Annotated in this window: 27 protein-coding genes; 8 read left to right on the forward strand and 19 right to left on the reverse strand. The window is 50.7% G+C overall.

The window, feature by feature from the left end; genetic code table 11:
• The 5 genes from BP727_RS12640 to BP727_RS12660 all read left to right on the forward strand — a co-directional run.
• Positions 1-664, forward strand: a 664-nt coding sequence (locus BP727_RS12640; RefSeq protein WP_286859154.1) for an ABC transporter substrate-binding protein, incomplete at its 5' end; no start/stop codon positions are given.
• 170 nt (positions 665-834) lie between these two features.
• Positions 835-2061 carry an ABC transporter substrate-binding protein gene (locus BP727_RS12645; protein ID WP_286859156.1) on the forward strand — a complete coding sequence of 409 codons (1227 nt, stop codon included), beginning with the start codon at positions 835-837 and terminating at the stop codon, positions 2059-2061.
• 367 nt (positions 2062-2428) lie between these two features.
• The gene (locus BP727_RS12650; protein WP_286859158.1) at positions 2429-3547 is read left to right on the forward strand and encodes an ABC transporter substrate-binding protein; all 1119 of its coding nucleotides are present in this window, start codon (positions 2429-2431) and stop codon (positions 3545-3547) included.
• A gap of 141 nt (positions 3548-3688) precedes the next feature.
• On the forward strand, positions 3689-4744 hold the full coding sequence (locus BP727_RS12655) for an ABC transporter substrate-binding protein (protein WP_286859159.1): 1056 nt from the start codon (positions 3689-3691) through the stop codon (positions 4742-4744).
• A gap of 334 nt (positions 4745-5078) precedes the next feature.
• Positions 5079-5342: a TspO/MBR family protein gene (locus BP727_RS12660; RefSeq protein ID WP_422655931.1), complete on the forward strand. Its 264-nt coding sequence runs from the start codon at positions 5079-5081 to the stop codon at positions 5340-5342.
• 39 nt (positions 5343-5381) lie between these two features.
• Here BP727_RS12660 and BP727_RS12665 read toward each other — a convergent pair whose 3' ends face one another.
• Positions 5382-5633, reverse strand: a complete 252-nt coding sequence (locus tag BP727_RS12665; RefSeq protein WP_276620665.1) for a hypothetical protein — start codon at positions 5631-5633, stop codon at positions 5382-5384.
• Between the two features lie 33 nt (positions 5634-5666).
• Here BP727_RS12665 and BP727_RS12670 point away from each other — a divergent pair, with 33 nt between their 5' ends.
• Positions 5667-5915 carry a TspO/MBR family protein gene (locus BP727_RS12670; protein WP_286859163.1) on the forward strand — a complete coding sequence of 83 codons (249 nt, stop codon included), beginning with the start codon at positions 5667-5669 and terminating at the stop codon, positions 5913-5915.
• A 58-nt stretch (positions 5916-5973) separates the two neighbouring features.
• Here the strand turns inward: BP727_RS12670 and BP727_RS12675 are convergent, their stop codons facing one another.
• The 6 genes from BP727_RS12675 to BP727_RS12700 all read right to left on the reverse strand — a co-directional run bounded on the left by BP727_RS12675 (position 5974) and on the right by BP727_RS12700 (position 12815).
• Positions 5974-7869, reverse strand: a complete 1896-nt coding sequence (locus tag BP727_RS12675) for an ABC transporter ATP-binding protein (RefSeq protein WP_286859165.1) — start codon at positions 7867-7869, stop codon at positions 5974-5976.
• Positions 7863-8825, reverse strand: a complete 963-nt coding sequence (locus BP727_RS12680; protein WP_013720673.1) for an ABC transporter permease — start codon at positions 8823-8825, stop codon at positions 7863-7865. The genes BP727_RS12675 and BP727_RS12680 overlap by 7 nt, the downstream gene beginning before the upstream one ends.
• Complete coding sequence (locus BP727_RS12685) at positions 8815-9798, reverse strand: ABC transporter permease (RefSeq protein WP_013720674.1); 984 nt, start codon at positions 9796-9798, stop codon at positions 8815-8817. The genes BP727_RS12680 and BP727_RS12685 overlap by 11 nt, the downstream gene beginning before the upstream one ends.
• Before the next feature lie 67 nt (positions 9799-9865).
• Positions 9866-10324 (reverse strand): tRNA (N6-threonylcarbamoyladenosine(37)-N6)-methyltransferase TrmO, encoded by a 459-nt coding sequence (gene tsaA / locus BP727_RS12690; RefSeq protein WP_286859167.1) that lies wholly within the window; start codon positions 10322-10324, stop codon positions 9866-9868.
• Positions 10325-10547: 223 nt separating this feature from the next.
• Positions 10548-12128, reverse strand: coding sequence for an ABC transporter substrate-binding protein (locus BP727_RS12695; RefSeq protein WP_394296221.1), 1581 nt, complete (start codon positions 12126-12128; stop codon positions 10548-10550).
• 186 nt (positions 12129-12314) lie between these two features.
• Positions 12315-12815 carry a hypothetical protein gene (locus BP727_RS12700; protein ID WP_286859169.1) on the reverse strand — a complete coding sequence of 167 codons (501 nt, stop codon included), beginning with the start codon at positions 12813-12815 and terminating at the stop codon, positions 12315-12317.
• 258 nt (positions 12816-13073) lie between these two features.
• On the opposite strand from BP727_RS12700, the gene BP727_RS12705 reads away from it, so the two are divergent.
• Positions 13074-13826, forward strand: a complete 753-nt coding sequence (locus BP727_RS12705) for a heterodisulfide reductase (protein WP_013720678.1) — start codon at positions 13074-13076, stop codon at positions 13824-13826.
• A gap of 1 nt (position 13827) precedes the next feature.
• Entirely contained in the window at positions 13828-15198 is a 1371-nt protein-coding gene (locus BP727_RS12710) for a (Fe-S)-binding protein (RefSeq protein WP_013720679.1), read from the forward strand.
• Positions 15199-15259: 61 nt separating this feature from the next.
• Here BP727_RS12710 and cofE read toward each other — a convergent pair whose 3' ends face one another.
• From cofE to BP727_RS12770, 12 genes are all read right to left on the reverse strand, one after another.
• Positions 15260-16414, reverse strand: coding sequence for a coenzyme F420-0:L-glutamate ligase (gene cofE, locus BP727_RS12715; RefSeq protein ID WP_286859172.1), 1155 nt, complete (start codon positions 16412-16414; stop codon positions 15260-15262).
• A 4-nt stretch (positions 16415-16418) separates the two neighbouring features.
• The gene (gene folP, locus BP727_RS12720) at positions 16419-17675 is read right to left on the reverse strand and encodes a dihydropteroate synthase (protein WP_286859173.1); all 1257 of its coding nucleotides are present in this window, start codon (positions 17673-17675) and stop codon (positions 16419-16421) included.
• Between the two features lie 32 nt (positions 17676-17707).
• Positions 17708-18493 (reverse strand): ABC transporter permease, encoded by a 786-nt coding sequence (locus tag BP727_RS12725; protein WP_013720682.1) that lies wholly within the window; start codon positions 18491-18493, stop codon positions 17708-17710.
• Complete coding sequence (locus tag BP727_RS12730; RefSeq protein WP_157863851.1) at positions 18477-19493, reverse strand: ABC transporter ATP-binding protein; 1017 nt, start codon at positions 19491-19493, stop codon at positions 18477-18479. The genes BP727_RS12725 and BP727_RS12730 overlap by 17 nt, the downstream gene beginning before the upstream one ends.
• Positions 19494-19528: 35 nt before the next feature.
• On the reverse strand, positions 19529-20509 hold the full coding sequence (locus BP727_RS12735) for a hypothetical protein (RefSeq protein WP_286859177.1): 981 nt from the start codon (positions 20507-20509) through the stop codon (positions 19529-19531).
• Between the two features lie 138 nt (positions 20510-20647).
• Entirely contained in the window at positions 20648-21496 is an 849-nt protein-coding gene (locus BP727_RS12740; RefSeq protein ID WP_286859179.1) for a DpnII family type II restriction endonuclease, read from the reverse strand.
• Positions 21497-21500: 4 nt separating this feature from the next.
• On the reverse strand, positions 21501-22346 hold the full coding sequence (locus tag BP727_RS12745) for a site-specific DNA-methyltransferase (RefSeq protein ID WP_342766286.1): 846 nt from the start codon (positions 22344-22346) through the stop codon (positions 21501-21503).
• Between the two features lie 225 nt (positions 22347-22571).
• A complete protein-coding gene (locus tag BP727_RS12750) occupies positions 22572-23378 on the reverse strand; it encodes a metal ABC transporter permease (RefSeq protein WP_286859183.1) in 807 nt (268 codons plus the stop codon).
• Positions 23371-24132: a metal ABC transporter ATP-binding protein gene (locus BP727_RS12755; protein ID WP_286859185.1), complete on the reverse strand. Its 762-nt coding sequence runs from the start codon at positions 24130-24132 to the stop codon at positions 23371-23373. Before BP727_RS12755 ends, BP727_RS12750 begins: the two co-directional genes overlap by 8 nt.
• On the reverse strand, positions 24129-25082 hold the full coding sequence (locus tag BP727_RS12760) for a metal ABC transporter substrate-binding protein (RefSeq protein ID WP_286859187.1): 954 nt from the start codon (positions 25080-25082) through the stop codon (positions 24129-24131). The genes BP727_RS12755 and BP727_RS12760 overlap by 4 nt, the downstream gene beginning before the upstream one ends.
• 46 nt (positions 25083-25128) lie before the next feature.
• The gene (locus BP727_RS12765; RefSeq protein ID WP_013720688.1) at positions 25129-25458 is read right to left on the reverse strand and encodes a hypothetical protein; all 330 of its coding nucleotides are present in this window, start codon (positions 25456-25458) and stop codon (positions 25129-25131) included.
• Between the two features lie 671 nt (positions 25459-26129).
• Positions 26130-26876, reverse strand: coding sequence for a hypothetical protein (locus BP727_RS12770; protein ID WP_157863853.1), 747 nt, complete (start codon positions 26874-26876; stop codon positions 26130-26132).
• Between the last annotated feature and the right edge of the window lie 88 nt (positions 26877-26964).

Raw genomic sequence — 26964 nt, forward strand, 5'->3', positions numbered from 1 at the left:
TAAAAAGTTGGAAAGTACAGTAAATAAAATCAAATCCAGAACAGAAACGATTCCTGTAGATGAAAGGCCGCGGGTATTAGTATGTAACAACCCAAAGAACGAAACAAGTAAATTCCGGGCCTATGCCAAGATGGATACATTAGCGCAAATGTGTCTACTGGCGGGAGGAAAAAACATAGCTGAGAATATACCTGAATTTGTTGGGACTAAAGATGCCTTAGAGGTCGAAACTGAATGGGTGATTACGCAAAATCCCGAGTTCATCTTCGTGCATAATGCAGCTTACGCTCCCGTCCATGGCTATGGTGCAGACGATCCAACAGCAATAGGTGATCCTGCAGGGATGAAAGTGATTAGAGATGGATTGATGAATCGCTCTGAACTATCCAATGTTACCGCAGTGGAGACAGGAGATGTTTATATAATGAGTGGACTTTTTAGAAACGATGGTTCGGGCGGTTTAGTAGGTACTGCATACATGGCAAAACTGTTGCATCCGGATCTCTTTGAGGATTTGGACCCAGAAGCGATTCAGCAGGAATACCTAAAACTTCAGGACTTCGACTTTGATTTAGACGAGCATGGGATCATCATTTATCCGCCAATAGAAATCGATGGAGGCTTAGCTGGAATACCTGATAAATACAAGGGCCAGGCATATTAAAGATATGCAAAGCAATGGTTTGTAAGGGGAGTGCATTCGCACTCCTCTTGAATGGTCCGTTCCTTCCAGCATTGCGTGCAAAGCCCACATGACCAAAAGAGCCATTATTTTTAAATATATTCGCTAAAAAAACGTATAAAATATTAAGTTAATGCTGAGGAAGTAATACCATGAAAGTACATTGGAAGATCGTCCTGATTATGCTGACTGCAGTGGCTGCATCCCAATTCGCTGTTGGTGCAGTATCGGGAGAACAGAATGGTGATAGATCCCATCAGGATCTTGCACTTGGGATCTTTGGTGATGCCAATATGGATGGCGTCATCGATGAGATGGATGTCGCATATGTCGAGGGAATAATCAAGGGAACAAATGCAGCCACCAATCTGAGCGATGCCGATTATGATGGCAAGATCGATGAGGGTGACATAACTCAAATCGAGCATATCATGCAAGGGACAGAGAAGGAGATTACTTTCATCGATTACGTAGGTAGAATCGTGACGCTGAAAGAACCAATAGATAGGATTATTGCTCTTGATCATTATGGTTGCGAGATGGTTCGCGCTGTGAAGGCAAATAACAGACTTGTTGCTGGCATGCGCGGGCCTGATTACTGGCCTGAATTAGTAGATAAGCCGGAAGTAGGCGGGTACGAAGAACCGGATTATGAGGCGATAGTGGATCTTAAGCCGGATGTGGTGATTACAAGTCAACTTGGGGATCCTCGTACTGAAGAAATACTGGAACCTGCTGGCATTCCAGTGGTAAGGTTGGATTTCTACAAACCGAAGGATTTTGTTAGAAATGTACAGTTATTGGGGATAATATTGGGTCAAGAGAAGGAGGCTGGGGAGGTCATCGATTTCTTCCAGAAGTATCTTAACACCGTTCAAGAGAGGGTAGAGACACTGAAGGCTGATGAGAAGAAGAGAGTCTACTACGAAGGCAGTGATTATAAGAGCGTTGCTGAAGGTTCAGGATGGCACGAATGGATTGAGATGGCAGGGGGGGCTAATATCTTTGCTGGCGCGGGTGCGTCAAATGTTGCAGTAGACCCTGAGGAGATTCTGAAAAGAAATCCCCAGCTAGTGTGGAGATCGGGCCCCGGAGATTACATTCCGCCAAATTCGAGTGAGATGGAGGCTTTGTATAATACCCTGATAAGTCGCCCGGGCTGGGATAAATTAGATGCAGTGAAGAACAATCAGGTACATATAATGACCTATTGGAACTCCAAAGGGTGCGCGAAGCTGATAGCCATTACCTATCTGGCAAAATACCTCTATCCTGAGATGTTTCAGGATATAGATCCAGAGGCCGTGGCCAGGGAATGGTATGAGAAGTACCAGGGAGTAGAGTATAAAGGCGGATATGTCTATCCGCCTAAAGGCTAAGAAGACAAATCCTCTGCCAATCAAGGCCAAGCTTCTCTTCGACATCTCTCCCCTGGAGGCCAGCTGCATCCTCACTTAAACATAGCGTTTCGATTCCAGGCGCCGGGACAGGCCTAGCTCTCTATGTTATTATCCTGATCGCTCGGAGATGGACTGAGAGAAGCTCTGCACTCTAAACCAATGGATGTAGTCGATAAGATGTGAAGATTGAACAGTGTTAAAGAGTAATATTTATTGCCAGGAACGTTGTTTGACCGATGAGCGGCATGAGTTCTCAGCTGCAGGAGGAATGGAGATGATATGGAAGATCTTTGCTATAATGATGCTATGCGTGACGCTGATGATCGGATCAGCGTTCGCCCAGGGGATGGATGTCCCTGGAGACAGCGATAGCGACAAAGTCGTTTCTGCCGAAGAGGTGGGAGCGGCAGAGAAGCTTGCACAGGAGGGAAAGCTCTCGGCAGACGAGCTGGAGGAGATTCGGCACATCCATGAGAAGTATCCGTTCACTATCATCGACTCGGCCAATCGGACTGTCACGATCTATAAGCCGGTGAAGCGAATGATAATCCAGCCAACGTTCGAATATGAGCCTGTTTTCATCCTGGGTGTGCAGGATCGGCTAGCGGCAGTGACTAACACCGCTCAAAAGTGCTTTTTCTATATGCCTGGCATCAAAGATAAACCTGTTGTAGGTGAGTATAAGGAAATTGACTACGAGTCGGTGATCGAAAATCAGCCCGATATTTATATTTTAGGCTCAAATAAGACATTGGATGATGTAGAGAGCAAATTGAATCCAATTGGAACGACAGTAATCGTAATGGACCTATCGAGCTTGAGTACTTTTAAGGATAGCTTTAGAACTCTTGCCAAGTTGATGGAAGAAGAAGACCGGGCTGAAGAATTTCTTTCCTGGTGGGAGAGTTACCTTAACGATATCAAAGAGAAAACTGATAAAATAGAACCTAAACGGAAGGTCTACAACGATTACGCCAATGAGCTTCCCTGGAGTACTGGGGCTCGCACATCTGGGATAGATGATGCCATAACTCTTGCTGGCGGCTTCAACATAGCCCGTAGTTTGGACAAGCTCTATTATGCACAGGTAGATCCCGAGTGGGTTTTACAGCAAAATCCAGAGGTTATCATCATCCCTGCCTTCCACGATTATGATCCTTCGGGCGATTACCTCACAGGGTATCAACTGGAAAACGGCGATAATGCTGAGAGATTCATTGAAGAAGCATCTCAGTGGGATGAATGGAAGCAGCTGGAGGCGGTCAAGAACGGCCAGGTCTATGTCTTGGATGGCGACACTGGATTTACAAGCTGCAAAGCAGTGATTGCTGCTACATATATGGCCAAATGGTTCTATCCGGAGAGGTTCAAGGACCTAGACCCCGAAGTTGTGCATAAGGAGTACTTCGAGGAGTGGCTTGGAGTGCCGTACAGGGGAATATGGGCTTATCCGCAAGCGAGCTGATGCATTGTATGGCCTTCTCACAACTTTTTAATCTTTTAGTAAGATTTTTTCAATATTAGTGATAATACGTAATATTTATATCTGGTAGAGTCTTCGGAACTGATAATGCAGCGGGATTTGCTGGCTGCAGGAGGATTTGAGATGAGGTTGATAAATTACGCGTTGACACTGGTACTCTGCCTATCGCTGGCAATTTTGCCTGCGCTGGGGACGGAGGGATTTCCCAAGACGATCGTGGATTCAGCGAATAGGACTTTAATTATAGATGAGCCCGTAGAACGGATTGTTCCCATGGTGGCCTGGTCCTATGAACCCCTGTATATCCTGGGTGTTCACGAAAAAATTATAGGCGCGGAGAAAGGCTCCAAAGACCAGTACTCCTATCTTACGGGCATGGCGGACAAGCCAGTCATTGGTACTTATAAAGAACTGGATTACGAGAAGGTCATCGAGCTGAAGCCCGATTTGGTTATCGTCCAGCCTAAGTTCATCACAGAAGTTGACCAGAAGCTTTCCCCACTTGGGATAACTGTTGTGTGTCTGCCCTTTAACCAGCTGGACATGTTCGATAAAGAGCTAAAGACTCTGGCAGAGATGCTGGGTCCTGAGGAAGAAGCAAGGGCAGAGGAATTCATTGCCTGGAAGCAGGGCTCTTTAGACGCCCTTCAGAGCAAAGTAGAAGGGATAGATGCCAAGGTGAAAGTCTACGGAGAATGGTCGGATACCCCTTGGTATACAGGCTCAAAACTTTCGGGAATGGACGAGGTCATCACCATGGCGGGCGGATTTAATATCGCAGGGCCGCTCAATTCGGAGGGTAATCTCTCAATGCGTTATCCTACAGTGGATGCTGAGTGGGTGCTAAAAGAGAATCCCGAGGTCATAATATTTCCGGCCTTTGATTATTTTACGGGATACCTGCAGACAGATAGCTCAAACTCAACCAAATATATCGAAGAGGCAAAGATTCGTTCTGGCCTGAACGGCACAGATGCCGCGGAGAACGACAGGCTCTATGTTATAGACGCATATCTAATTGAGGCGGCAAGAGGGTTTATCGGTGCACAGTATCTGGCGAAGTGGCTATATCCTGAGCTCTTCGAAGACCTTAATCCCGAGGAAATACATCAGGAATACTTCGAGAGCTGGTTGGGTGTGCCATATAAAGGCATTTGGGCTTATCCACTAGCGGAGTAGGTAATCGAAAATATATCTTCTTCTACCTTCTTCCATTCTTTTTTACCCTAATCATGATTAGACGAGTTTTGCCCACTTGGTTTTCATTGGCCGCCAAGATAGCTTTACGTTTGCTCTGTGCTTTCATCTAGAAAGAGACTTTCTTCATCAGCTCGTCAATGGATTTGCAGAGCGCTTGAACACTCCATGCGCTCATTCCATTGCATCTCCTCTTTAAATATCCCGGTTACCTATAAATATCTTCCATTCTAATATTATCCAACTGTCTATCCCCGCCGATCAAAGCAAAAACTTCGTGTGTGCGTGAAGTACAAAGGAGGAAGCGATGAAAAATATGGGAAAGAACGATATCCTAAAGCTCATATTATGCATAATCATCTGCCAAGCCTTAGGCTCATCTGGCTCGGTCTTCACCAACATGTCGGTGAAGACCTGGTATCCCACCCTGGTCAAGCCCTGGTTTGCCCCGCCGGATGGATTGATACCAGTGGTATGGATAATCCTGTTCACATTGATGGGAATCTCACTGTTTCTCGTCTGGCGAGAGGGATTTGACCGCCCGGAGGTGAAGGCGNNCATAATGGTGCTCAATCCATAAGCTTGGCTCAAAAGTCATGACCGGTTATGCTTTCACCGGTCATACCCTTTCTGGCCATGCATTTCTCTCAGTCAGCTTCTTAAAGCAATCCATGCATACTGCCAATGCACTTGCGGTCCGGCCGCAGATCTCCGTGAATCCCTCGCCACACACCTGGCATCCAAATGTGGGATGAATCTGAGCCTTCCTGGGCGGAGGGATTTGGACCGTATCCGCGCTGAGCAGCTCATCATCTGGAGCTTTGATGATCCGCCCGTGAAACTCAACTGTCGCTTTTAAGTCGTGGTCCATAACTCCTCTTTATCGGTNNTTGACCGCCCGGAGGTGAAGGCGACGATCTACATATTTGCCCTTCAGTTCGTATTCAATATCGCCTGGTCGGGTGCATTCTTCGGCTTGAGGTCTCCCTATTACGGATTGATAGTGATAGTGCTGCTCTGGCTGATGATACTACTGACCATATTCAAGTTCTGGCAGGTCTCGAGGAACGCCGCCCTGCTGCTCGTCCCATACATCCTCTGGGTGAGCTTTGCCATGGCTCTGAACTATAACATAATGGTGCTCAATCCATAAGTTGGATACCCTTTTCCTTGGCCAGGGCGACAAATCCCCCTATTGCCATCCCTGATTCTTAAGTCTTCGTCCATAACTCCTCTTTATCGGTATCTTGATTTTCATCCCCAATCTTGCCAGCAGCTCTGTCCTCCATCACTCCACCAGTCTGACCATCTATCTCCCTGGCCAACCGATCGTCCATCGTCCCATCTTTCAGCGAGCCTCTCTTCTCTCTCATGTCAAATTCCCCACAGGCGCTCTCTAAGAGCCCTCTGGTATAGGGATCGACAGCATTGGAGAGGATCTTATCTGTGCTCCCTTCCTCCACGATCCTGCCTTTCAGCAGTACTGCTATCCGGTCGCTCGCCTTCCTGGCTACTGCTATGTCATGGGTAACAAGCAGAATGCCAAGGCCCATCCTCTCCTGCAGATTCATGAGGAGCTTGAGGATCTTCGCCTGCACGCTGGGATCGAGCGCCGAGGTGGGCTCATCAGCAATCAAGAGCTTTGGCCTGAGGGCCAGGGCCCTGGCTATCGCCACTCTCTGCACCTCTCCCCCGCTCAGCTGATGGGGATACTTCTCCAAAAATCGATCGCTTATTGGCAGCTCCGCCTGTCTTATCACCTCTCGTGCCCTGGCCACCCTCTCCTCAGGGCTTCCTCTGCGCATCACATTCAGGGGCTCGAGAACTGCATCCAATACTGTCATGCGGTGGCTCACAGACTCCTTGGGATTCTGAAAGATCATCTGCACACGGCTGTAAAAAGAGACATCCCTTTTGCCAAGCTTATTCCCTTCCAGGAAGACCTCGCCAGAGCTTTGCTGGCACAGGCCCATGATGGCCTTGGAGAGGGTGGTCTTTCCAGAGCCGCTCTCCCCCACCACCGCCAATGTCTCTCCCTCATAAAGAGTCAAATCCACTCCGGATAGAGCGGAATAGGAGTCAAATGAGACGCCCAGGTCCCGGACCTCAAGCAGGGGCACAATCCCACCCCGGTGGCAGGCGACGAACCTTCCTTTCACCTCCTGGAGGAGCGGGACCAGGGTCTTGCAGATCTCTATCCTCTGAGTGCAGCGATCGTGAAATGGACAGCCTTCGAGGCCATGGCTCATCATTCCCGGAATGCCCTGCAGATCTTTGGCCCGGTTCATGGCCGGATAGGAGCGGATAAGGCCGCGGGTGTAGGGATGAGCGGGATTTTTCATGATCTCTTGTGCATCTCCGGTCTCTACTATCCTGCCGGCATAGAGGACCGCCAGCCGATTAGCCAGCCTCTGCGCCAGCGAAATGTCATGGGTAATCAGAAGGGACATCCTGCAGTGCAGAGCTGATTGGAGTAGGCGGATGATATCCATCTTGGTCATGGCATCCAGGGACGCAGTGGGCTCATCCAGTATCAGAAGATCGGGATCATTGGCCAGGGCCATGGCGATGGAGATCCTCTGCTTCTCTCCCCCGCTCAGCTGGTGGGGGTAGGCAACAGCCTTCTCTTCGCTCAGGCCTACCGCCCGGAGGAGACGGATCATCCCGGACTGGAAACTTCTCTCTCCCCTCGATTCCTCCCCTCCCTTCAATCCTCTCAGCCCCTTCAATCTCCCAAGGCTTCCTAACTCCAGCAAGCACTGCAGTCCTTTTTGATGAATGGATATGGCCTCTATGATCTGATCCCCCACCCGCTGCACTGGATCAAGAGCATCTTCGATATTCTGAAATACCATGGCCATCTCTCCTCCCCGCAGCTGGCGAAGCTCATCCTCTGTGATCCGGAACAGATCCCTGCCATTCAGCAGCACCTCTCCCCTGGCTGCTCCCTTTGAGAGGAGGCCCATAATGGAGAGGCCCAGGGTGCTCTTTCCCGCTCCGGACTCGCCGATAATGGCCAGGCAATCGCCCTTATCGATATCCAGATCTATTCCCCTGAGGATCTCCGTCCTCGCCATCGTGACCCTAAGGCCTCTGATGCTCAGCATCCGCCAGCCTCCAAAGAGCCAACCTCCCCATTCTCATTCTCTTCTCTTTCATTCCCATATTCGCGCTCGTTCACATCATCATTCCAGTTTTCATGCACATGCTCGTGTCCGTGCTCGTGCTCATGTCTGCACAGCCTGGGGTCCATGGCTGCCTCCAGGCTCACTCCCAAAAAGCTCAGGCTCACCAGGGTGAGCGACAGAAAGATGCCAGTGGGAAGCAGCCACCACTTCCATACATCAAGATAGGTGAAGGCCAATGCCTGGTGCATCATCTTCCCCCAGCTGATGATCAGCGGATCTGAGACTCCAAGAAATGCCAGCCCCGCCTCCATGAATACCGCCCTCCTGGCATCCTGGATCATCATGGAGGCGATGATGGGAGAGATATCGGGCACTATATGGTTCTTGAGTATATGCCTCTGGTCCGCTCCAAAGGTCCTTGCGGCATAGATATGCATCCGCTCCTTCAGGGTGAGGACCTGGGAGCGCACGATTCTCGCTCCTCCTGGCCAGGAGAAGGCAGATATCAGCAAGATCAATAGTGGCAGGTTTGGCCTGAAGTAGGCCGCAATCAGAATCATCACAATGATTGTGGGAAGGGAGATCATCACATCCACTATTCTCATCCAGAAGCGCTCATAGAGCCCGCCCACCAGCGCGGAGGAGGCTCCGATCAAGACGCTAAGGGAAGAGGCAAGCAGGGCCACAGATGCTGCCACCAAGAGGGAGGTTCTCGCCCCGAAGAGCAATCTGGTCCAGATGTCCTGGCCCATGGAGTCTGTGCCCAGAAGATGATCATTCGAGGGGGAACTGAATATCCTGCCGGTGTACTCGGTGGGTGAATAGGGGGAGAGAAGGGGCGCGAATATGGCCATAAGCAAGATCGCTGCCAGCACCAGGATGCCCAGGAGCGCCATCCTATCGTGCCTGATTTCATGGCCGAGGTCAATGTGCATATCTGGTCCTCGGGTCAAGCCTCTTGTAGATTTGGTCGACAAACAGATTGGCGAAAAGAACGGTGACCGTCACCAAGAGGAGTATTCCCTGGATCAGGGGATAGTCTCGCGCATCCAAAGCGGTTCGGAGCATCAGTCCGAGGCCGGGATAAGAGAAGATTATCTCGATGAACAGCGCGCCTGTGATCAGCTGAGGAATGCGCAGGCCGGTAGCGGTGGTCACGGGCAAGAGGGCGTTTCTTCCTGCATGTGAATAGCGCAGGCAGAATTCAGAGCAGCCCTTGGCCCGGGCGGTGAGCATGAATCCCTCCTTTAATATGGTGACAACGGTGTTTCTGGTGAGAAGATAGATGCCGCCCAGATCCACTAAAACCAGAGCGGCCAGGGGCAGGGCGAGATGCCTTGCGATATCTGCGACCAAAGGGAAGCCTTCCAGGCCGGAGTAGGGGGTGAGAGCGCCGGACAGGGGAAAAAGGTTCAGGCTAACCCCGAATATGAGCAGGAGGACAATTCCTAAAAAGAAGTCGGGAAGGCCGCCCAGGAGCATGAGCCCGGCTAACAGTCCCCTGTCTATTCTCTCACCCCGGCGGTATCCGGACTCGATTCCCAGCATCACGCCCACCACGGTGGCTATCAGCAAGGACAGGCCTACGAGGAGCAGAGTCCAGGGAAGAGCACCCATGATGACTGAGGAGACCTCATCCTTATAGTAGTAAGAGAAGCCGAGGTTGCCCTGCAGGAGAGCGAGGACATAGGCGACCATCTGCTCCGACCAGGATTTGTCCAGGGCGAAGAGCTCGGTTAGGTGGACCTCCATCTGAGGAGTCATGGCTACCAGGGCTTCGTCTCCATATATGGCCTGCAAAGGGTTGCCGGGCATCATACGGGGCAGGATGAAGTTGAGGGCGAATATGGCCAGCAGAGCTATAATGTAGCTTAGAGCCCCTCCCCTCTTTCTTCCCTCATTTGACATCTTCGTGCCTCACTGGAAATCCGCCATCATTTCGCCATCGAACATCGACCGGCTAGTGCCATTCCATTCAACTCTTGCCCTTATCGTTCTGCCAGCCTATCCTGACATCAGGGAACGAATCCATCTCTGCGGAATAAGGCTTGATGTCCAGAAGGACTGAGCCATCAAGGGCATCCATTCCCTTTACCGTGAGCCGGTTTCCCTCGACCTTCAGCAGCTGGACGATATCAATAGCAATTGGGTTTGGCCTGTTGGGAGAACGGGTGGCAAATACCCCATGCTCTCCCTTGCTGGTGGGCGGGGTGGCAAGCAGCCTCTTTCTGTCCCCCAGATGCAGCCAGAACAGGATGAACAGGTGGGTGCATTGCTCTATATCCTTCAAGCCCTCCTCATATTCGGGAAAGACCTCGATCTGGCATATCTCCTCTGAGAGCCTGCCCTGACGGGGGATATCCCCTCGTCTCTTATACGGGGTGTGAATCACTCCCATCGGAAAGAGCACCATGGGACTTATTTCTTCAGCCATTTAAATCATCATCAACGCTTTTCGTGCTAATATCCATGCTTTATTTGGATTGATTGTTATCTGCAACATGAATTGGTTTATCATTTAAGACTATTGCGATTGATGGGCGTATTGCAGCCCCGGAGAAAAAGAGTCTGCTGCGACCGATCTGCCGCAGCCTTCCAATCCGGACGGAGATCACGGGTATTCGAGATATCATCTCCGAACTGAGCTGATCTGGCAGCTAGACGAATGCCATCTTATTCAGAGCGATGGGAACACCGCTTCCAACACCTCCATAGGTGAAGTAGAAGGAGACCAGATCATTCGATGCCCAATAGCTATCGGTGTAGTACAGGGGCAGGGCGGGAATATCCTCGGCTATCAGTTCCTGGGCAGAATCGACCAGATCCTTTCTCTTGGCGGGATCCATCTCAGCCAGCTGACCTTTCAGAGCTTCATTGAGATCCGAATTCTTGTCGTAACGGGCGCTGTTGAAGCTGACCATATCCGAGACTACCTTATTCAAGATCGCCGGATCGCCACCAAGGCCACCATGGCCGCTGAGAGCGAGATCGTATTTCCACTCTCCGACCAGGCTGTCCAGGGTTTTGGAGTCAACGCTACGCAGATTGATCTTGATGCCGGCATCCTCGAGATGCTTTTTGATCAGCTCAGCCTGGCGCTCGGTATCCGCTGTAGCCAGGAGCTCTATTCCATCAGGATAGCCATCGATAGAATAATACTCTCCTTCTCCGTCCATTGCGTAACCCAGCTCCTCCAGCAGCTTTCCTGTCCTGGCGGGATCATGAGCATACTCTTCTTGGCTCGGGTTATGCCAATCGTTGTCGGAGGCATAAAGTCCCGCGCTTCCCTCCAGGCCATAGCCTCTCAGGCCTGTCTTCACCAGGTCATCCCGGTCTATTGCATAGTAAAGGGCCTGCCTGAATTTGATATCGGAGAATGGCTCTTTATTGTGGTTGACCATGATCTTGGCCACCCAGTCATGATTGCCTTTTATTACGGCAAAGCCATCATCCTTGAGGCTGTCTACCGTCTCTCCGGGAACTGCAGCCGCATCGACATCTCCCTTTTCCAGGCTTGCTGATGCCATCTCCTGGCTCACTTTGATGAACTTTATCTGCTTGGTTCTGGGAGCACCCTGGTAGTAGTCCTCATTTGCCTCATAGAGATAGCTGCCCTGAGCCTTATCATAGCTCTTCAGCATGAATGGACCGGTTCCAGTCAGGGCTTCCGAATCCATGAAGCTGGCCGGATCGCTTACCCCATCATAGATATGCTCGGGAAGGATGGGCAGAGTCCCTGCCACCTGATCCAGGAAGGGGGCATACTCCTCGGTCAGAGTGATCTTGACCGTCCGGTCGTCTAAGACCTCTGCTGACTCTATGGTGCTCGAATCGACCCACTGATAGGGATGATCTTGGATATAATCGATTGTAAAGGCCACATCCTGGGCGCTGAATGGCTCTTTGTCGTTCCAGGTCACTTTATCGCGAAGATGAAATACATAGGCCTTCTCATCTGCCAGGTACTCCCAGCTCTCTGCCAGAGCGGGGACAAATCCGTTCTCGTCTTTCCAGATGAGAGTATCGAATATCAGGCTCATGCGGATGTAGCCCGGACCGCGGGAGTAATGGCCGTAGGGCGATGGGTAGCCCCAGTCTCCAGTGGAGTCGGCTATGGTGAGGGTCTCGACCGTCTCATCATCCGACCCCTGAGCGGTGACAAGCATTAGCAGCGTCAGGGCCATAGCAGCCAATACAAGGCCGGAATGCTCCCTGCTGCAAAGAGGCCCGATTGCCATATTCATAATTCTTGTGAATTTCATTCAGTATTCTCCTATGATAAAATAGTATACTCGCATATTTTAAGAGCTTTTCTAATATGAGATACATTTATGGATAATTTGTATGCTTAAAATTTAAAAAGGTATAATCCTATTCCCAGCTTTATGGATTGTGGACCTTATCTCCTCCATGTTTTCCTCAATCTATGCTGAAAGGTGCAGGATTTCTCCCTGGATATTGTCGGTCTTATTAGAGAATCTGGATGCCTGAGAGAAGCTGGCTGCAGATGACATGGAGGAAAACAGGGAGAAAGCTTTATATTCGATCATTGTCTTGGAATATTTCGTTAAATACCGAAAAGATATGAATAGCAGAAAGTGAATCTCCAAATTAGGGAGGAAAACCTTGCATAGACTAGGTTTTGATGTATCGTCTGAGGATAGAATGGAAATCAGCACAGCGGTTAGAATAGGATCCTGGGATCTTCCTCCAGGTCCAAAACCGGGTCCACAACTGCCCAGGAAGAAAAAGCCGCAAATTCCGTGAAAAAAGGTCAAAAACCTCTTTTTTAATAGGTGTGAATCCTGCAAAGCCAATGGATCTGGTGCAATATCTGCCCAGATCCGCCAAAATGGTCCGCAGAGCAGCCGAAATTCCGTTTTAGGATCAGTCATTAATGCGCGAGCATCCATGCCAATTCGCATTATATGGGCAGGCTATTTTGCATTTGATCTGGCTTATTATGCTGGTTTTTGAAGATGGCAGGAAGGGAATGAATAGATGCGTTTTCTGTGCTCATGAGGAAGGCTCGTTCTTGCTCAAAATAAGCATTCGCTCTAATTTGAGACGAATTTCGGCCTACAGCTAGGGAATTATTTAAGTATTAGTTCACAGGTAAATTGGTCACAAATGATGGTCGTAACGCACCGATATAGTGATAAATATAACGAGGAGGATATGAGATGGCATTCTACACGTTGGGCCTCACCTTTGAACTTGTGATACTCCTGACAGTTATTGTACTTGCTGTTTGGATATATGGTATATATTTTAACTTTAAGAAATGGGGCCTCGGATCCACCGGCTACCACGACCCGTTGCGCAGAAGCTTCTGGTTATTCCTTGCCACCTGGATTCATGAGGCATTTAAGGACGGCATTTGGGTATTTTTGAGGACAGTGGTGCTTGATGTTCTTCTTCTCAGGAGGACTCTTGCCAGGAGCCCGGTACGATGGGTAATGCATATGTCCATGTTTTATGGATTCCTGGCACTGGCGGCACTCTCCGGCCTTGGACTCATGCTCGATATCGTGGAGCACTTCAATTTAGCCGGATTTGCTCATGAGGCTGAGATGGTCAAAGGCATGATGGCGCTGCCCTTCGATGTATTTGGATATCTTCTGCTATTCGGCTCCACCATTGCCATATCCAGAAGGATCCTGATCAAGTTCGTGCGAGACAACACCAGCGCATACGATGCCCTCTTGATCGGAGCAGTCTTCTTGATCACCGTAACTGGATTTTACGCTGAATGGATGCGCGGCAACTCTTTCCTGGTAGGGAACATGTTTGAGTATCCCATCTACGCGCCCCACTTCGCTCTGATTCATACCTTGCTCGCCCTTGGTCTGTTCGCCTTAATTCTGCCCTGGAGCAAGTACATCCACGTGATTGCCACGCCGATGACCCTGATAGCCAATCGAGGAGGAGAGTAAAATGGCTGATAACAAAGAATCAAAGCCCTTGATGACGGGCTATATGATTTCCACCCAGCTCCTGGAGGTAGATGGCTGCAACAGATGCCAGGAGTGTATGAAGTGGTGCCCGACATTCGCCGTCAGACCGGATCGTCCCGGAATCACTCCCATGTACAAGAACGCCCGCTGGAGAGAGCTGATGGCCAAAAACCACAGCCTGCGGGCTAAGATCTTCGGCGGCAAGCCCCTGGAAGAGGACGAGATGAAGCTCTTCACCGAGGATGTGTACTACTGCACCACCTGCGGTGTATGCGGAACGGTCTGCGAGGCGGGAATAAAGACCGTCGATCTCTGGGAGGCCATGCGCCCCAACCTCGTAGCTCGCGGGGACGGGCCCTATGGCAAGCAAGCCTTCTTCCCCAAGCTGGTCAAAGCAGACCGAAATCCGTATCAAGGCAAGCAAGAAGACCGCTTGTGCTGGGTTCCCAAGGATGCAAAGGTCGATGAATCCGGCGAGATCGTATATTTCGCAGGCTGCACTGCGGCATACAGACAGCAAGCCCTGGGTGTGGCCACAGTCAGGATCCTGAATAAGCTGAATGCGGACTTCGCGATGCTGGGCAAGGACGAATGGTGCTGCGCCTCTGCCATGGTCAGAACTGGCCAGAGAGAGGTAATGGCTGAGCATGCGGTGCATAATGTCGATGCCCTCAAGGACGCGGGAGCGAAGACTGTGCTATTCGCCTGCGCTGGCTGCATCAGGAATTCCACCGTTGACTGGCCCAGGTGGTATGAGGGCTACATCCCTTACAAGAACGTGCCCCTCTCGGTCTTCCTGAGGGAGAAGCTGAGAAAGGGTGAGGTGGAGTACAAAATTCCTCTGAACTACACCGTGACCTACCATGACCCCTGCCATAACGGCCGCCATCTGATGCACGAGATCGGAAAGGATTGGGCCTTTGAAGCATCCAGGGAATGCCTTGAATCCATACCCGGATTGAAGTTCAAAGATATGCTACGTAACAGGGAACTGCAGAGATGCTGCGGCGCAGGCGGAGGCGTCAAGGCAGGCATTCCCGACCTGGCCCTGGATATGGCCAAGGCCAGAGTGATGGATGGGGAGGAAGTAAAGGCAGATGTCATTTCATCCACCTGTCCCTTCTGCAGAAGGAACATCATGGATGGCAGGAACGATGCCAAGTCCTCCATAAAGGTCCTGGACGTGGTGGAGCTGATGGCAGCATCCATGGGACTGGACATGACCATCCCCGAGAATCCCTACACCAAATACCAGGAGCAGGATGTCCTGGTCTGCGGCCCGGTCGAGTGCAAGATCGATACCGTGGAACGCAAGGCGCCAGGCAAGGATCTGGTGGGCGAGGCTCACTGAAAAGATCAGGATGCCCGGAGTTCCGGACATCTTTTTTTTCACATTTTTTGAAAAAAAATTTCTATTCCAGCCACTTTCCTGTGAAGGCCCGGGGAAGAAGGTCACGGGAGGAGGCGGTCAGAGCATCTCCTTTGCAGTTGGCCATTATCACCATGATATCCTCTCCGAACTCTATCAGGCTCTGCCTGCATATGCCGCAGGGGGATATAGGCTGGCAGCCGTCTCCTACTATCGCTATCGCCTCGAACTCCCTCTCTCCTGAGGCTATAGCTTGAGAAATAGCTACTCTCTCTGCGCATATCCCCGCGCCGGTGGAGGCGTTCTCTATGTTCCCTGCGGAATAGACGTTTCCCTTTTTAGTGAGAAGGGCAGCGCCGACCCTGAAGCGGGAGTAAGGAGCATATGCTCTGGCTATGGCCTGACCGGCGCATTCGATCAATTGGTCGTATCCTCCGGCATATGGCCTGGGGCCGATCCCCAGAGCGCCGATATACATGCATTCCGCTGGCGGAATGGTGGGAATCTCGCCGCTAGCCTCCTTGATGGGAACGCCGGAGTCTCTTATTATCGCTGCTGGAATACCCTCGTCTCCCTCTCCCATCACGATCTGAGCAGCGGATACCAGATTGTCGGCTACGGCCTTGCGGGTGATCTTGAGCTCTCTGCCGAAGAGATCCTTCTGCCCCCGGGCATCCTCCACCGCCTCCAGACCGGAGCAAGCCAGCGCTACCCCAACGCAGCCCAGCCTGAGAGGATGAGTTCTACTGTCCCCGATTATCACCCCGATCTTCTTTCCGTTTGCCATTCTCTCCCGGATGGCTATGGCAGAGCCTTTGGGATCGGCGGGAAATAGGACCACATGACCCGGTGGGGCATTGGAGTTGTCGATACCGGCATTGGGAAAGAGAAATCCATTGTTCAGGGTCAGGACCACTCCCGGGATGCCTCCCACGATCTCGTCCGACTCCCTGAGGATCAGCTCCATCTCTCGAGGGTCTTTTTTGTACTGGCCAGCCAGAGATATGGCCAGATCGCCTGGCTGGATCTCATCCAGATCGACCACCCGTCCCTCAGAGGTGGCGACGATGCTCTCGGAGACGACCAGTATATCTCCATCCTGGAAGGCCTGACCAGACCTATTCATTGCTCGCACCAGGAACTCCACGAGGTCGTCTCCCGGCATCAACAAGTCCGATTTAATTCCCAAAACCTGCAATAAATCACCTGTAACGCTCTGGGCTGTCGATAAGCTCCCACGATTCCTCTATGATGTCAGCCAAATGGCCGAGCCGGAAAGGCTGCCCTTTCAGGTTCCTGACCAGGCTTGATATTTGAGCATGAGTGCCGAGGATTAAAATCTCTTGCGGCCGCTTATCGCAGCGCAGGGCCAGCTTGGGAATGGCGGCATCTCCTCCCCGGGCGAGCATCTCCTGCTTTATTATCAGGGCCTCCATGCTGCTCAGGCCCCGCACCGCCAGGATCCGAAAAGATCCCTTCCGGGAGAGGAGCTGGTATGCCCCCTCATCCACCTGTATCCGCTTCAGATGCTCTGCCAGATCCATTCCCTGGCCGAGATAGCCCAAAACCTCGACCTGCATATCGCCAACTGCATGTTCATCCACATCGCAATCCATACTGCAATCGCTGGTCACAATCGGCCGTCCGCGGATGGCACCAGCCATGGCGATCGCATCCAGGCTGGCGGAGATGTCGTGCGTTCGGACGATATGTGCCCCCAGATAGACGGCTACTGCCGTTGCTGCCAGGCTTCCGGCAAGCCTCCCTCCAGGATCGGGAATATTCAGGCTCTCCCCGATGAATGTCTTACGGGATAAAGCAGCCACTACCGGCCGCCCGATGGCGCGCAACCGGTCAAAGCCATCCAGGATGGCCAGGTCCTGGGCTGCCGTCCTCACGGGAATCCACTTGCCGATCCCTGGATCTATGGAGATCTTATTCAGAGCAACTCCTGCTCTCACTGCCTGCCTCACTTTGTCTCCCAGGAGGGGAATGATCTGATTCAACAAAGGCAGGTCTCCAGGCCTTTGATCTGATGCCATGATGATCAGAGAGCCGTCATATTCTGCTACCTTTGAGGCCATATCAGGATCGTGCAGGCCAGAGACATCGTTGATGCAAGTAGCTCCACAGGACAGGGCCTTTTCTGCAATCTTCGCCCTTTGGGTATCTACGGAGACCACGATATCCAGGTTATCCGTGATCTCCTTTAAGGCGGCAAAGAGCCTGTCCTTTTCCACCTCTTCGCTTATGGGGGGAGATCCCGGGGCGGTAGAGACCGCACCCAGGTCAATGATATCAGCTCCCTCATCCTGCAGTCGCCTGGCAGTTGCTAGAGCCTCATTCGAGCTGGCTACTGAGCCCTTATAGAACGACTCCCGGCTGAGGTTGATGACCCCCATCAGCCGCACGGGCTGAAGATCTCCAACCTTCACCCAACCCAACAAGCCTTCAATCACTTTCAACACCACTAGCTCAATGATCCTATTCCCTATTCCGAGAGCCAGAGCAGGATTCCCGTTCTCCTCGCCCGGCGGATCGCCCGGTCGAAGAGGATGAGCCCCAGCAGCAGATATAGCGCGGCCAGAGATAAACCTACAGCCAGATGATGGGGTCCGGGGATAAATATTGACCTGTAATACTCCAGGAAATAGGTCAGAGGGATGGCCCTGGCCAAGACCTGCAGAAAGAATGGGAGGACATCCACCGGATAGTAGATCCCGCTGAAAAGGAGTATCAGACCGCTCAGACTCCAGGCGGCAACATCAGCCTTTTGGCCGAAGGTGAGGATAGAGATGCAGACAGTGATTCCTATGATCGCGGCCATGGAAAAGACACCCGCCAGAAATATCAACGGGGGGATCAGGCCGCCCGCCTGAAACCTGAAATCAAACAGATAGAAGCTGATCGATGCCAGGATGGCAAAGACCACCGATCCCCTCATGATGCCGAAGAACAGGGATCCAAAGATCAGATGGCGGCTATGTATCGGGGCGATGAATGTGTTCTTTATGCTCTTGGACCACATATCAAAGAGGAGGACATAGGCCACATCCATCTGGGCCACCTGGAGAATGGTAAGAGCAATGGAACCCACCAGGAGAAAGGAGACCATCGACTCATCCACCATCAAAAATCGAGTGAGAAGGCCGATGGAGAGCAGGTTGACCAGGGGCCAGAAGAACAGCTCGAAGAGGGTGAAGACGTTCCTCTTGGAGATCACCCAGTTCTTGTAGGCGGAGGCCAGATACTTGTTCAGCTCACCTTGCCAATTCAAGGAATACGTCCTCCAGATCGGGCTCTTCTATATTGATATCCAGAATTTTAGCATCTTGAAAGCTTTTCAGAATCCTGTCCAGGCTATCCTCGTTACTGTCCATCAGGATTTCCAACTGTCTATCGACCGGTCCCTCAGCTGGCTTTGTCACCTCTATGTCCGCCTGCCCATTCGCCTGTATATCCACTCGCCCATCGACTATTCCGGGTTTGCCCCTGACTGCTATGACCCCCTCCAGAGCTCTCAGGGCATCAAGGTTCGCCAGCCCCCGGTAGGTTATCTTCACCCTCTTTCCCAGTTCGAGGTGGTTTTTCAGGTTCTGAGGGGTATCCAGGGCTGCCACTCTGCCCTTTCTCAGGAAGGCAATTCTATCGCAGAGCAGCTCCGCCTCGGGCATATAGTGGGTGGACATTATAACTGAGATCCCCTCCTCATCATGAATTCTCCTGATCAGATCGTGGGTTTTGGCGGACATGTCCGGGTCCAGGCCGGTGGTCGGCTCGTCCAAAAAAAGGAGACGGGGGTGGTTTAGCATGGCCTTGGCCAGGGACAGGCGCTGCTTTAAGCCGGTGGAGAGGTTCTCGAACTTCACATCCCTGTACTCCCCCAGCTCAAAGGCATCGATCTGGTCCTCGACCGTCCGATTGAGGCCGAGTCCATAAAGGCCGTAGAGCATGCTATAGTGGACGAGGTTCTCTCTTACCGTCAGGCTCCAGGGGAAGTTGGGTTTGGCAGTGCTGATATTGATTATCTTACGGATCTCTCCCCTGTCCCGTCTGGCATTCAATCCCAGAATGGACAGGCTCCCCTCCTCCGGGTAGATCAGAGTGGAAAATATGGAGATTAGAGTGGTCTTCCCCGAGCCGTTTGGGCCGAGCAGGCCGAAGATCTCTCCTCGATCTATATCCAGAGATATTCCTTCCAGGACCGTCTTGGCAGAGCCAAAGAGGCTCTTATAGCTCTTGCATATCCCCTTAGCCTGGACCGATTTTTCGCTCATCTTCCCGATCTTCCTCTGCATTTCTCTCTTTTTGCCTATAGCCGCTTGATCCTTCTCTTCCGGCCATAAAGAAGCTTTTGTCTGCGCAGGATGATGGCGAGCAGAACAAGAAAGGCCAATAGAGCAATGAAGAGAATGGTCCCACTGGAAATGAGGCGCCCCGATCCCTTTAAGCTCAGCTCAAAGGGGAGGACCAGATCCATCTTTTCCGAGCGCAGGCCCATGCCGAGTTGATACTCCTCCTGACTGGCATCTCCATCCACCCCGACCAGGAAGCTGGCGGAGGCCATCTCACCCGGCGACAGGTCTCCTAGAGGAAGGTCTCTGCTTTTCACCCGAAAGGGAGGAGCAGCTATAAGGCTGGCCGAACAGTTCGGGAGGATATCCTCTCCGATGTTCTCCACCGCGATTATTAAAGATCCTTCTTCTCCTGGATAAAGGTGAGACTGCACTCCTGCAATGCGCAGGTCATCCTTATCTCCGAATGCATAGACCCTCAGATTCAGGCTCTGGTTTGATGGCTGGCGGAGGGGAAAGGCCTCGCCATCGCTCACGCTCACGTCCACCTGGCGCACATAATCCACCCTCAAGGGAAGGTCATACCAACCACTGGCCCTCTGATCGATGCTGATGTTGAATTGCAGCTCTTTTGCCTCTCCCGCTGGGAGAATGGCAATATGCTGCACGCCGGAGGTCACCTGAATGGGGCCGGCCGACTGCAAAGCGGCTCTGACATCCATGGCCACGGAGCTGTTCATCTCCTCTCTTTGCTCTTGCAGGATATCGTCGGGGGAATCGCTGCTGCTTATAGGTATCAGCTCCTCGATTCTGCCCTGGTTGGCAATGCTTATTCTCAGGACACCGTCACCTGGCGAGAGTGCGGGATTGGTAGCTGAGGCATTGAGTTGTAGATGGCTGATGGACTTGTAGTGATCATCGGCAAAAAAGATGATATCTTCTGTCTGGCCCAGGCCGACCAGGATCAGCAGAATGCAGATGATCTTCAGCAGCTCCATATGATTTCGGTTGAGTTTGCATCCTTAATTAAATTTATCTGAATGCCATACTGGAAGCGCTTTCACTCAACCTGCAGGGTTAGATATTAGATAGATCTTTGCTCAGATTGGAAAGCTTAAAGAGGATAAGCCATCTGGTTATCGAGAGGCTAATATATCGCGGATATTCTCCTTTAGGTCCTGTAGTGTGCTTATTGTATAGATCATCTCAATATCTCCGCGCTGATGGTGCTCGACAATCTTCTTCAAGTCACTGAGACGCCGGTACCACCCTATCCCATCTGTTACAAAAAAATAATGAGAGTCTTTGTCCTTAACTTCCAAGACCTTGAGAATATCTCCAAGTACATCTGTGAGTTTACTGCCAGTTGCTTCATAACCCTTGGCCTCGATTATTATATGAGGGACTTCTTTGGAGGGAACGGTAAAGTCTGCTTTTGCATGTTTACCTGATCTGCTGACAAAGTTTCCCCCACGATCGAAGGTTATACCAATCTCATCTCTTAATTCAATCAATATGGCCTCAACAGCATCTTCTAATGTTGATCCGCGTTTTTGGGCAGTCATAGCCCGTCCTCTCATGTGCCCGTACCTGTCCCAGAGAACATCCTGAAGGGTCCACTCATGAGATCTGTGTGTATCGATGACATCCGCTAATCCTAGTTCCATTAGTATCTCAGCGATCTCTTCTGAGTTATTTCCACATTTTTTACGGATGCTGGTGAAATCACCCATTACTCCTCTTATTCTCATCTCATTTGCGAAGATATCTTGAGACATGTCTAAGAAGAGACGAAAAACATCTAAAGCATATGGATCTTCTGACAATATGATCTTGATTAGATCTTGATCAATAGTCAGATCGTTTATCCTTTCGACTACGATAGATATGGATTCTAGCACCTTATGGCCATCAGTATCCAGCCACTCTGCGGGTATACGTTTAAGCTGTCCGAGAAGCTCTTCCAGAGTTACTTGAGGATTCATCTATTTACTCCATCGATTCACGAACTCTGTAGTCAGCAAAAGATATGTCAATCAAAGCTTCTCTCTCAATAAGCAACGACTGACCAAGATCCAAACGTCGCTTGATCACAGGTATAAGGTCTTCATTGATTTCATAGCCAATGCTATTTCGATCTAAATTGATTGCCGCTTTTATTGTCGTGCCGGATCCTGCGAAAGGATCAAGAATTGTGTCACCTGCAAACGAGTACAAGCGAATGAGGCGACGAGGTACCTCTTCTGGGAAAACGGCCTCATGTCCTTTGAACCATTCTGTCTCAGACTCTATTCTCCAGAACTTTTGAACGTACTGTTTCCATGTCTCTTTATCGATTTCACTTGCTTTTTTGATTTCAGGGTCAAGTTTATTGCGCTTTCCTGGTTTCTTCAAGATAAATATGTACTCAAAATATACATTATTGTAAATAGATGCGGGATAAGGATAAGAACCAAGCAGCGGCCCGCCAAAATTCCTGTTAAAACCTTTGTCCCATATGAATGTATCAAAAAGCCGAAATCCGATTTCCTGACATAGCATTAAGAGATCAGCAGAAATTGGCACCCTATATAGGCCGTTTTCTTCTTCATAGAAGTACTTGCTCCGGATATCGGCTACATTCAAGCAAAATCTTCCATCTGGAATTAGAACGCGCCAGATTTCTTTAAATACGTCATTAATCATAGCGCGATATGAATCATAATCAAATTTTTGTCCTTTTTTCATTAAGGTGGTAACATAAGGAGGGCTGGTTATAACGCAGCTTACGGAGTGATTTGCGATCTCCTTCATCTGCCTGGAGTTTCCAATGTAAATCTTATGCGTAGTTTTCATCGATCCATCCCGCGCAAATTGCTTTATTCCTTGGGGCTCTCAGCGATTAACTTCACGGCTCAACTATATTTAACGTTAACGTTGATCTTATCTGATTATTATATTAAGTCTAAGCATTCCTGTTAGCTGATATTAAAAATAAAAATTAATTATGGTCCACTTCATGACACTAAATTTATGCATTTGGCGGTCTGAGCGTTCCCTTTCGATCAGAATTTCTCCATCCTACCTCGAATACAGCGTGCTCAGGAAGAAGAATATCGCCGCGGTGAGGATTATCGTGGCGCCTGACGGCACATCCAGCATGTAAGATACTATGAGGCCAACAGTCACGAATATCGATCCCAGAACTGCGGATCCGGCCATGATGGAGGGCAATCCCCTTAGATGCTGCCGGCTTATGGCTCCGGGGATGGTGAGAAGCGCTATTACCATTATGATCCCCACGATCTTGATCAATACCACCACGCTGAAGGCCACCATTGCCAAAAGCAGGAGCCTGAGGCTTTTCACCGGCAGGCCGATGGCCTCCCCGTAGACCGGATCGAAGCTCATTATCAGGAATTCCTTGTAGAGGATATAGATCAGGAGCATTATGGCCAGGGTGAGCCCGGATATCAGCAGCACGTCGTTGATGGTCACGGCTAAAATATTGCCGAAAAGGTAGCCGTAAAGGTCTCTGGCATAGCCCTTGGAGAGGGTGAGGAGCATGACTCCCAGGGCCATTCCCGTGGCCATAAAAACCCCGATGGCGGTGTCCTCGGATACCCGTGCCCTCCCACTCACCATTCCTATGCCGACCGCGGTCAAGATGGCCGAGCCCACACCGAATATCAGGGGATCGAAGCCCAGGAAATAGCCCAGACCTATGCCTCCAAAGGCAGCATGAGCTATGCCGTCGCTTATGAAGACAATCTTATTCAATATGACATAGATCCCGATTATGCCGCAGAGGACGGCGCTCGCCAGGCCCGCTGCCAGGGCCACTCTCATAAAATCGTACTGGAAGATGTCCAACTGCAACTCAATCATGCTTCCTCAAGACCCGGTGGGGCGTTCCATGGGCGATCATCTCCACCGGACAGCCGTAGGCCATCTCTATATCTTTGTTCGTTAGCTCCTTTGAGCCATGGTAATAAAGCCTCTGATTTAGGCAGGCGATTTTGCCCACGTATTTGGATATGGCAGTGATATCGTGTGAGACGAGCACAATGGCTATTCCCATGTCCTGGTTGAGGTGACAGAGAAGCTCATAAAACTCCGTTTGCTGGGAGGAATCAACGCCCGCTGTGGGCTCGTCTAAGAGGAGAAGCTCTGGATCTGAGACCAAAGAGCGGGCAACAAAGACCCTCTGCTGCTCTCCACCGGAAAGGGCGCCGATCTCCCGGTCAGCCCGATCCTCCATCCCCACCGCTTCCAGGGCGCAATAGGCAGCATTGCGGTCGGCAGGACCGTAACGGCGGAAGAGGCCAGTCCTGCCAAACCTTCCCATCTGGACCACCTCCAGGACCTTGATCGGGAAGTTCTGATCGAAGATGGTCTTCTGGGGTAGGTAGCCCACCCTTCCCCTCGCCGCCTCAGGTTCCAGGCCGAATATTCTGATCCTCCCTTTATCCGGCTTTATCAGACCCAGCATCACCTTGAGAAGGGTGGACTTTCCTCCCCCGTTCGGGCCGATCAAACCCAGGAAGTCCGCCCGTTCCAGCTTCAGGTTTATGTCCTCCAGGATAGCATGCTCTTCCCTGAAGATCCAGAGGTTATCAATGGAGACGATCTCGGCGGTCATTTCAGGCTCTTGGAGATCTCCTCGCCTGTGCGACGCATATTCTGTAGATAGTCATCTGCCAGAGGGTCAAGGACCACAATCGTCGCGTTCATCTCTCTCGCTATTACCTCTGCAGATTTGGGATTGAACTGTGGATCAACGAATATGGTGGTTATATCGTTCTTTTTAGCCATATCGATCAGGCTTGCCAGGTACTGGGGACCGGGCTCTTTCTCCTCCTCCATGATCGGCACCTGGACCAGGCCATAGTCCCGGGCGAGGTAGCTCCAGGCAGGGTGGAAAACGATGAAGGTCTTATTCTCTTTTGCGGCAAAGGTCTGGCTAAATTCTCTGTCCAGCGCTTTCATCTCCTCCAACAGGGCATCTTTATTACGGAGATAATAGTCTCTGTTTGCAGAATCGACCTGGATCAGACCATTGCATATATTGTCCACCTGAATGGCAGCATTCTGCAGAGATAACCAGATGTGCGGATCGGCGTTTCCGCCCTCTTCGCTTAACAGCTCCACTCCCTCAGAGGAGTCCACAACCAACATATCTTCATTGACCAAGAGCGCCTTTTCCATCCAGAACTCAAGGCCCGCACCGTTCATGATATAGATGTCCGCATTGGCGATCTCCTTCATCTGAGAGGGGGTGGGCTCGTAGGTATGGGGCTCGGCTCCAGGCGGGATTATCGTCGCTATTTCGACGTTGTCACCACCGATCAAAGAGATAAGCCCTGCCAGAGGAGAGATGGTCGTGGCGACGGAGATGACATCAGAGCCATTATTCGCGTACTTCTTCAAGCCATTTCCTGTGCCATTAATGGGTAGGGATTCAGCCTGGGAATCTCGGGCATCCTGGATGTCATCATTTGACTGGCTTGCATTCACTGCAATATCGTCTGCTGGCATCTTTTCAGATGGTTCTGTATCCTCGGAGATGCAGCCGGAAAGGATTGCAGCCACTAAGAAAACGATGAGCAACGAAAATTTTTTAAAATTGCTTGACATATTACTCCTTCTTTAGCCTCTTTGCATTGAGATTCTTTCCGATATACTTGGAGCGGGTCTTGCCGCCTTCCCGCCAGTAGCCATACCAGTAAGGTCCGTGCGGGCAGCCTTTGCAGTTCTTGCCGCAGGAGACGCGCTCCAATCGAAAGGTCATCGTCCCGGAGTGCCTCTCCTCTATGACCTCTCTATTGCTGCCCCGATCCCTGGTGGGGCCTATCTTGCTGAGGGGCGCTTCTCTCATGGAGATCATATCAGATAATAGATCCCTGATCTCATAGAGAGTGGAGAGATCCTCTTCTTTCAGGAGATCTCTCAAGGCTTTCGGAATCACGGTTTTTCTTATGTAATTCACTTAATAAAGCTGTTGGCCAATTACATAAGAGATGAGGAAAATGAGAGGGGAAGGAGGACCATTATCATGATGCATTCTGCCCGCCAATTGGGCGCTTTACGATGAGAAAGTAGATATTCTAGAAGGTGTAGGATTGCGGCTATGAGTGAAGCCCGAGATAGGAAGATGAAGCGTAAACGCAAGTTTGATGAAATGAAGGCCGAAAAAGTATTGAGAGCATGCAGGAGCAGACGGTATATAGAGAATGCTGATAGGTGAGCAATCTCTTTTACTGAATATATTTTGTATTTTATTGTTTTAAAAAAGTATTCTCGGAATGCTTGCCTGTTAGCAGGCCAAATGATCCCTGGCCTCATAGCTGAGATCAAAAAACCTCTTTTTGGCAAAAGCGGATGAGGATCACGAGAGGAGAGGCTCCAAGTATAAAAAAGGAAGGGCTCCTCGCTATTTTGTATGGGTGAACTTCAATCGCTAATTCTCTGTATCTTCTGTGCCTTTTTGTGGTGAACCGCGATGCTCTGACCAAACCACAGAGACAAAGAGGAACAGAGGCCATATTCTCTGACTTAACTCACCCACATAATTCAGCGAAGAGCCAAAGGAAGAAAAAAGGAGAAGCTTAAAATGGTGGACAGGGTTAAACTGGCGGTCTAGATATAGACTGCTGTTCCTGGCTCCACATAGATAGTCTTAGAGCCACCTGCATCGAACCACATGATTTTTGGATAGTTGAACTGGCCATCATAGACTCTCACTTCATGGTTCTGGTTGCCAACTACCTTGAAGCTGAATCTGCCATCCAGAGGATCTCCGCCCGTCCCCTCGGTACCAATATAGACTCCATCCAGGTATACCTGATAGCCGCGCATGCCCTGGGAGACTATTATGGCGGTGGAGTCACCGGCCGTTGGAGCGGCAGTTTGGGTAATTGCCGGTGAGGTGGTTGGGCTTATGGATTGAGCACTCGCGCTCGTTGATTGCGTGGTAGTGATTGCTGGTTGCGCCGTGGCAGATACAGGCGCAGCCGACTGGGTTGGGGGGTAAGCGACGGTCTGTCGCGGATATACCCTCAAAGAGGATCTGGTTTGGGCATATTCGAGGGTTTTCGCCCATTCCTTATTGTATATCTGCCATCCTGTGCCATAAACCGGCGTCCAGCCAGGAGTGGGATAATAGGCCGCAGAATATGTCGAGTATGTGCCATAAGGCAAGCCATAAGGCACGTAATAGACCGATCCATTTGAGCCGTACCAGGTAGCAGTGGGAATGGGATAATCAAGCCACCGCTTAAGGCCAGAAATGGCAGGATCTCCATCATATGGGCCAATTGAACTGACATATCCCCCCACCAGCCAGTCCTGTCCGCCTGTAATGCCCACAAACAAGCATATGCTCAATGCGATTAGATATAGCAAGGTCTTACCATGTATCATATGATCTCACACGATGACATTGGCTCTAATGGAACTTAATACTATCTTTAAC

The organism is Methanosaeta sp. UBA356, assembly GCF_002496465.1.
In the GTDB taxonomy this organism is placed as follows: Archaea; Halobacteriota; Methanosarcinia; order Methanotrichales; family Methanotrichaceae; genus Methanothrix; species Methanothrix soehngenii.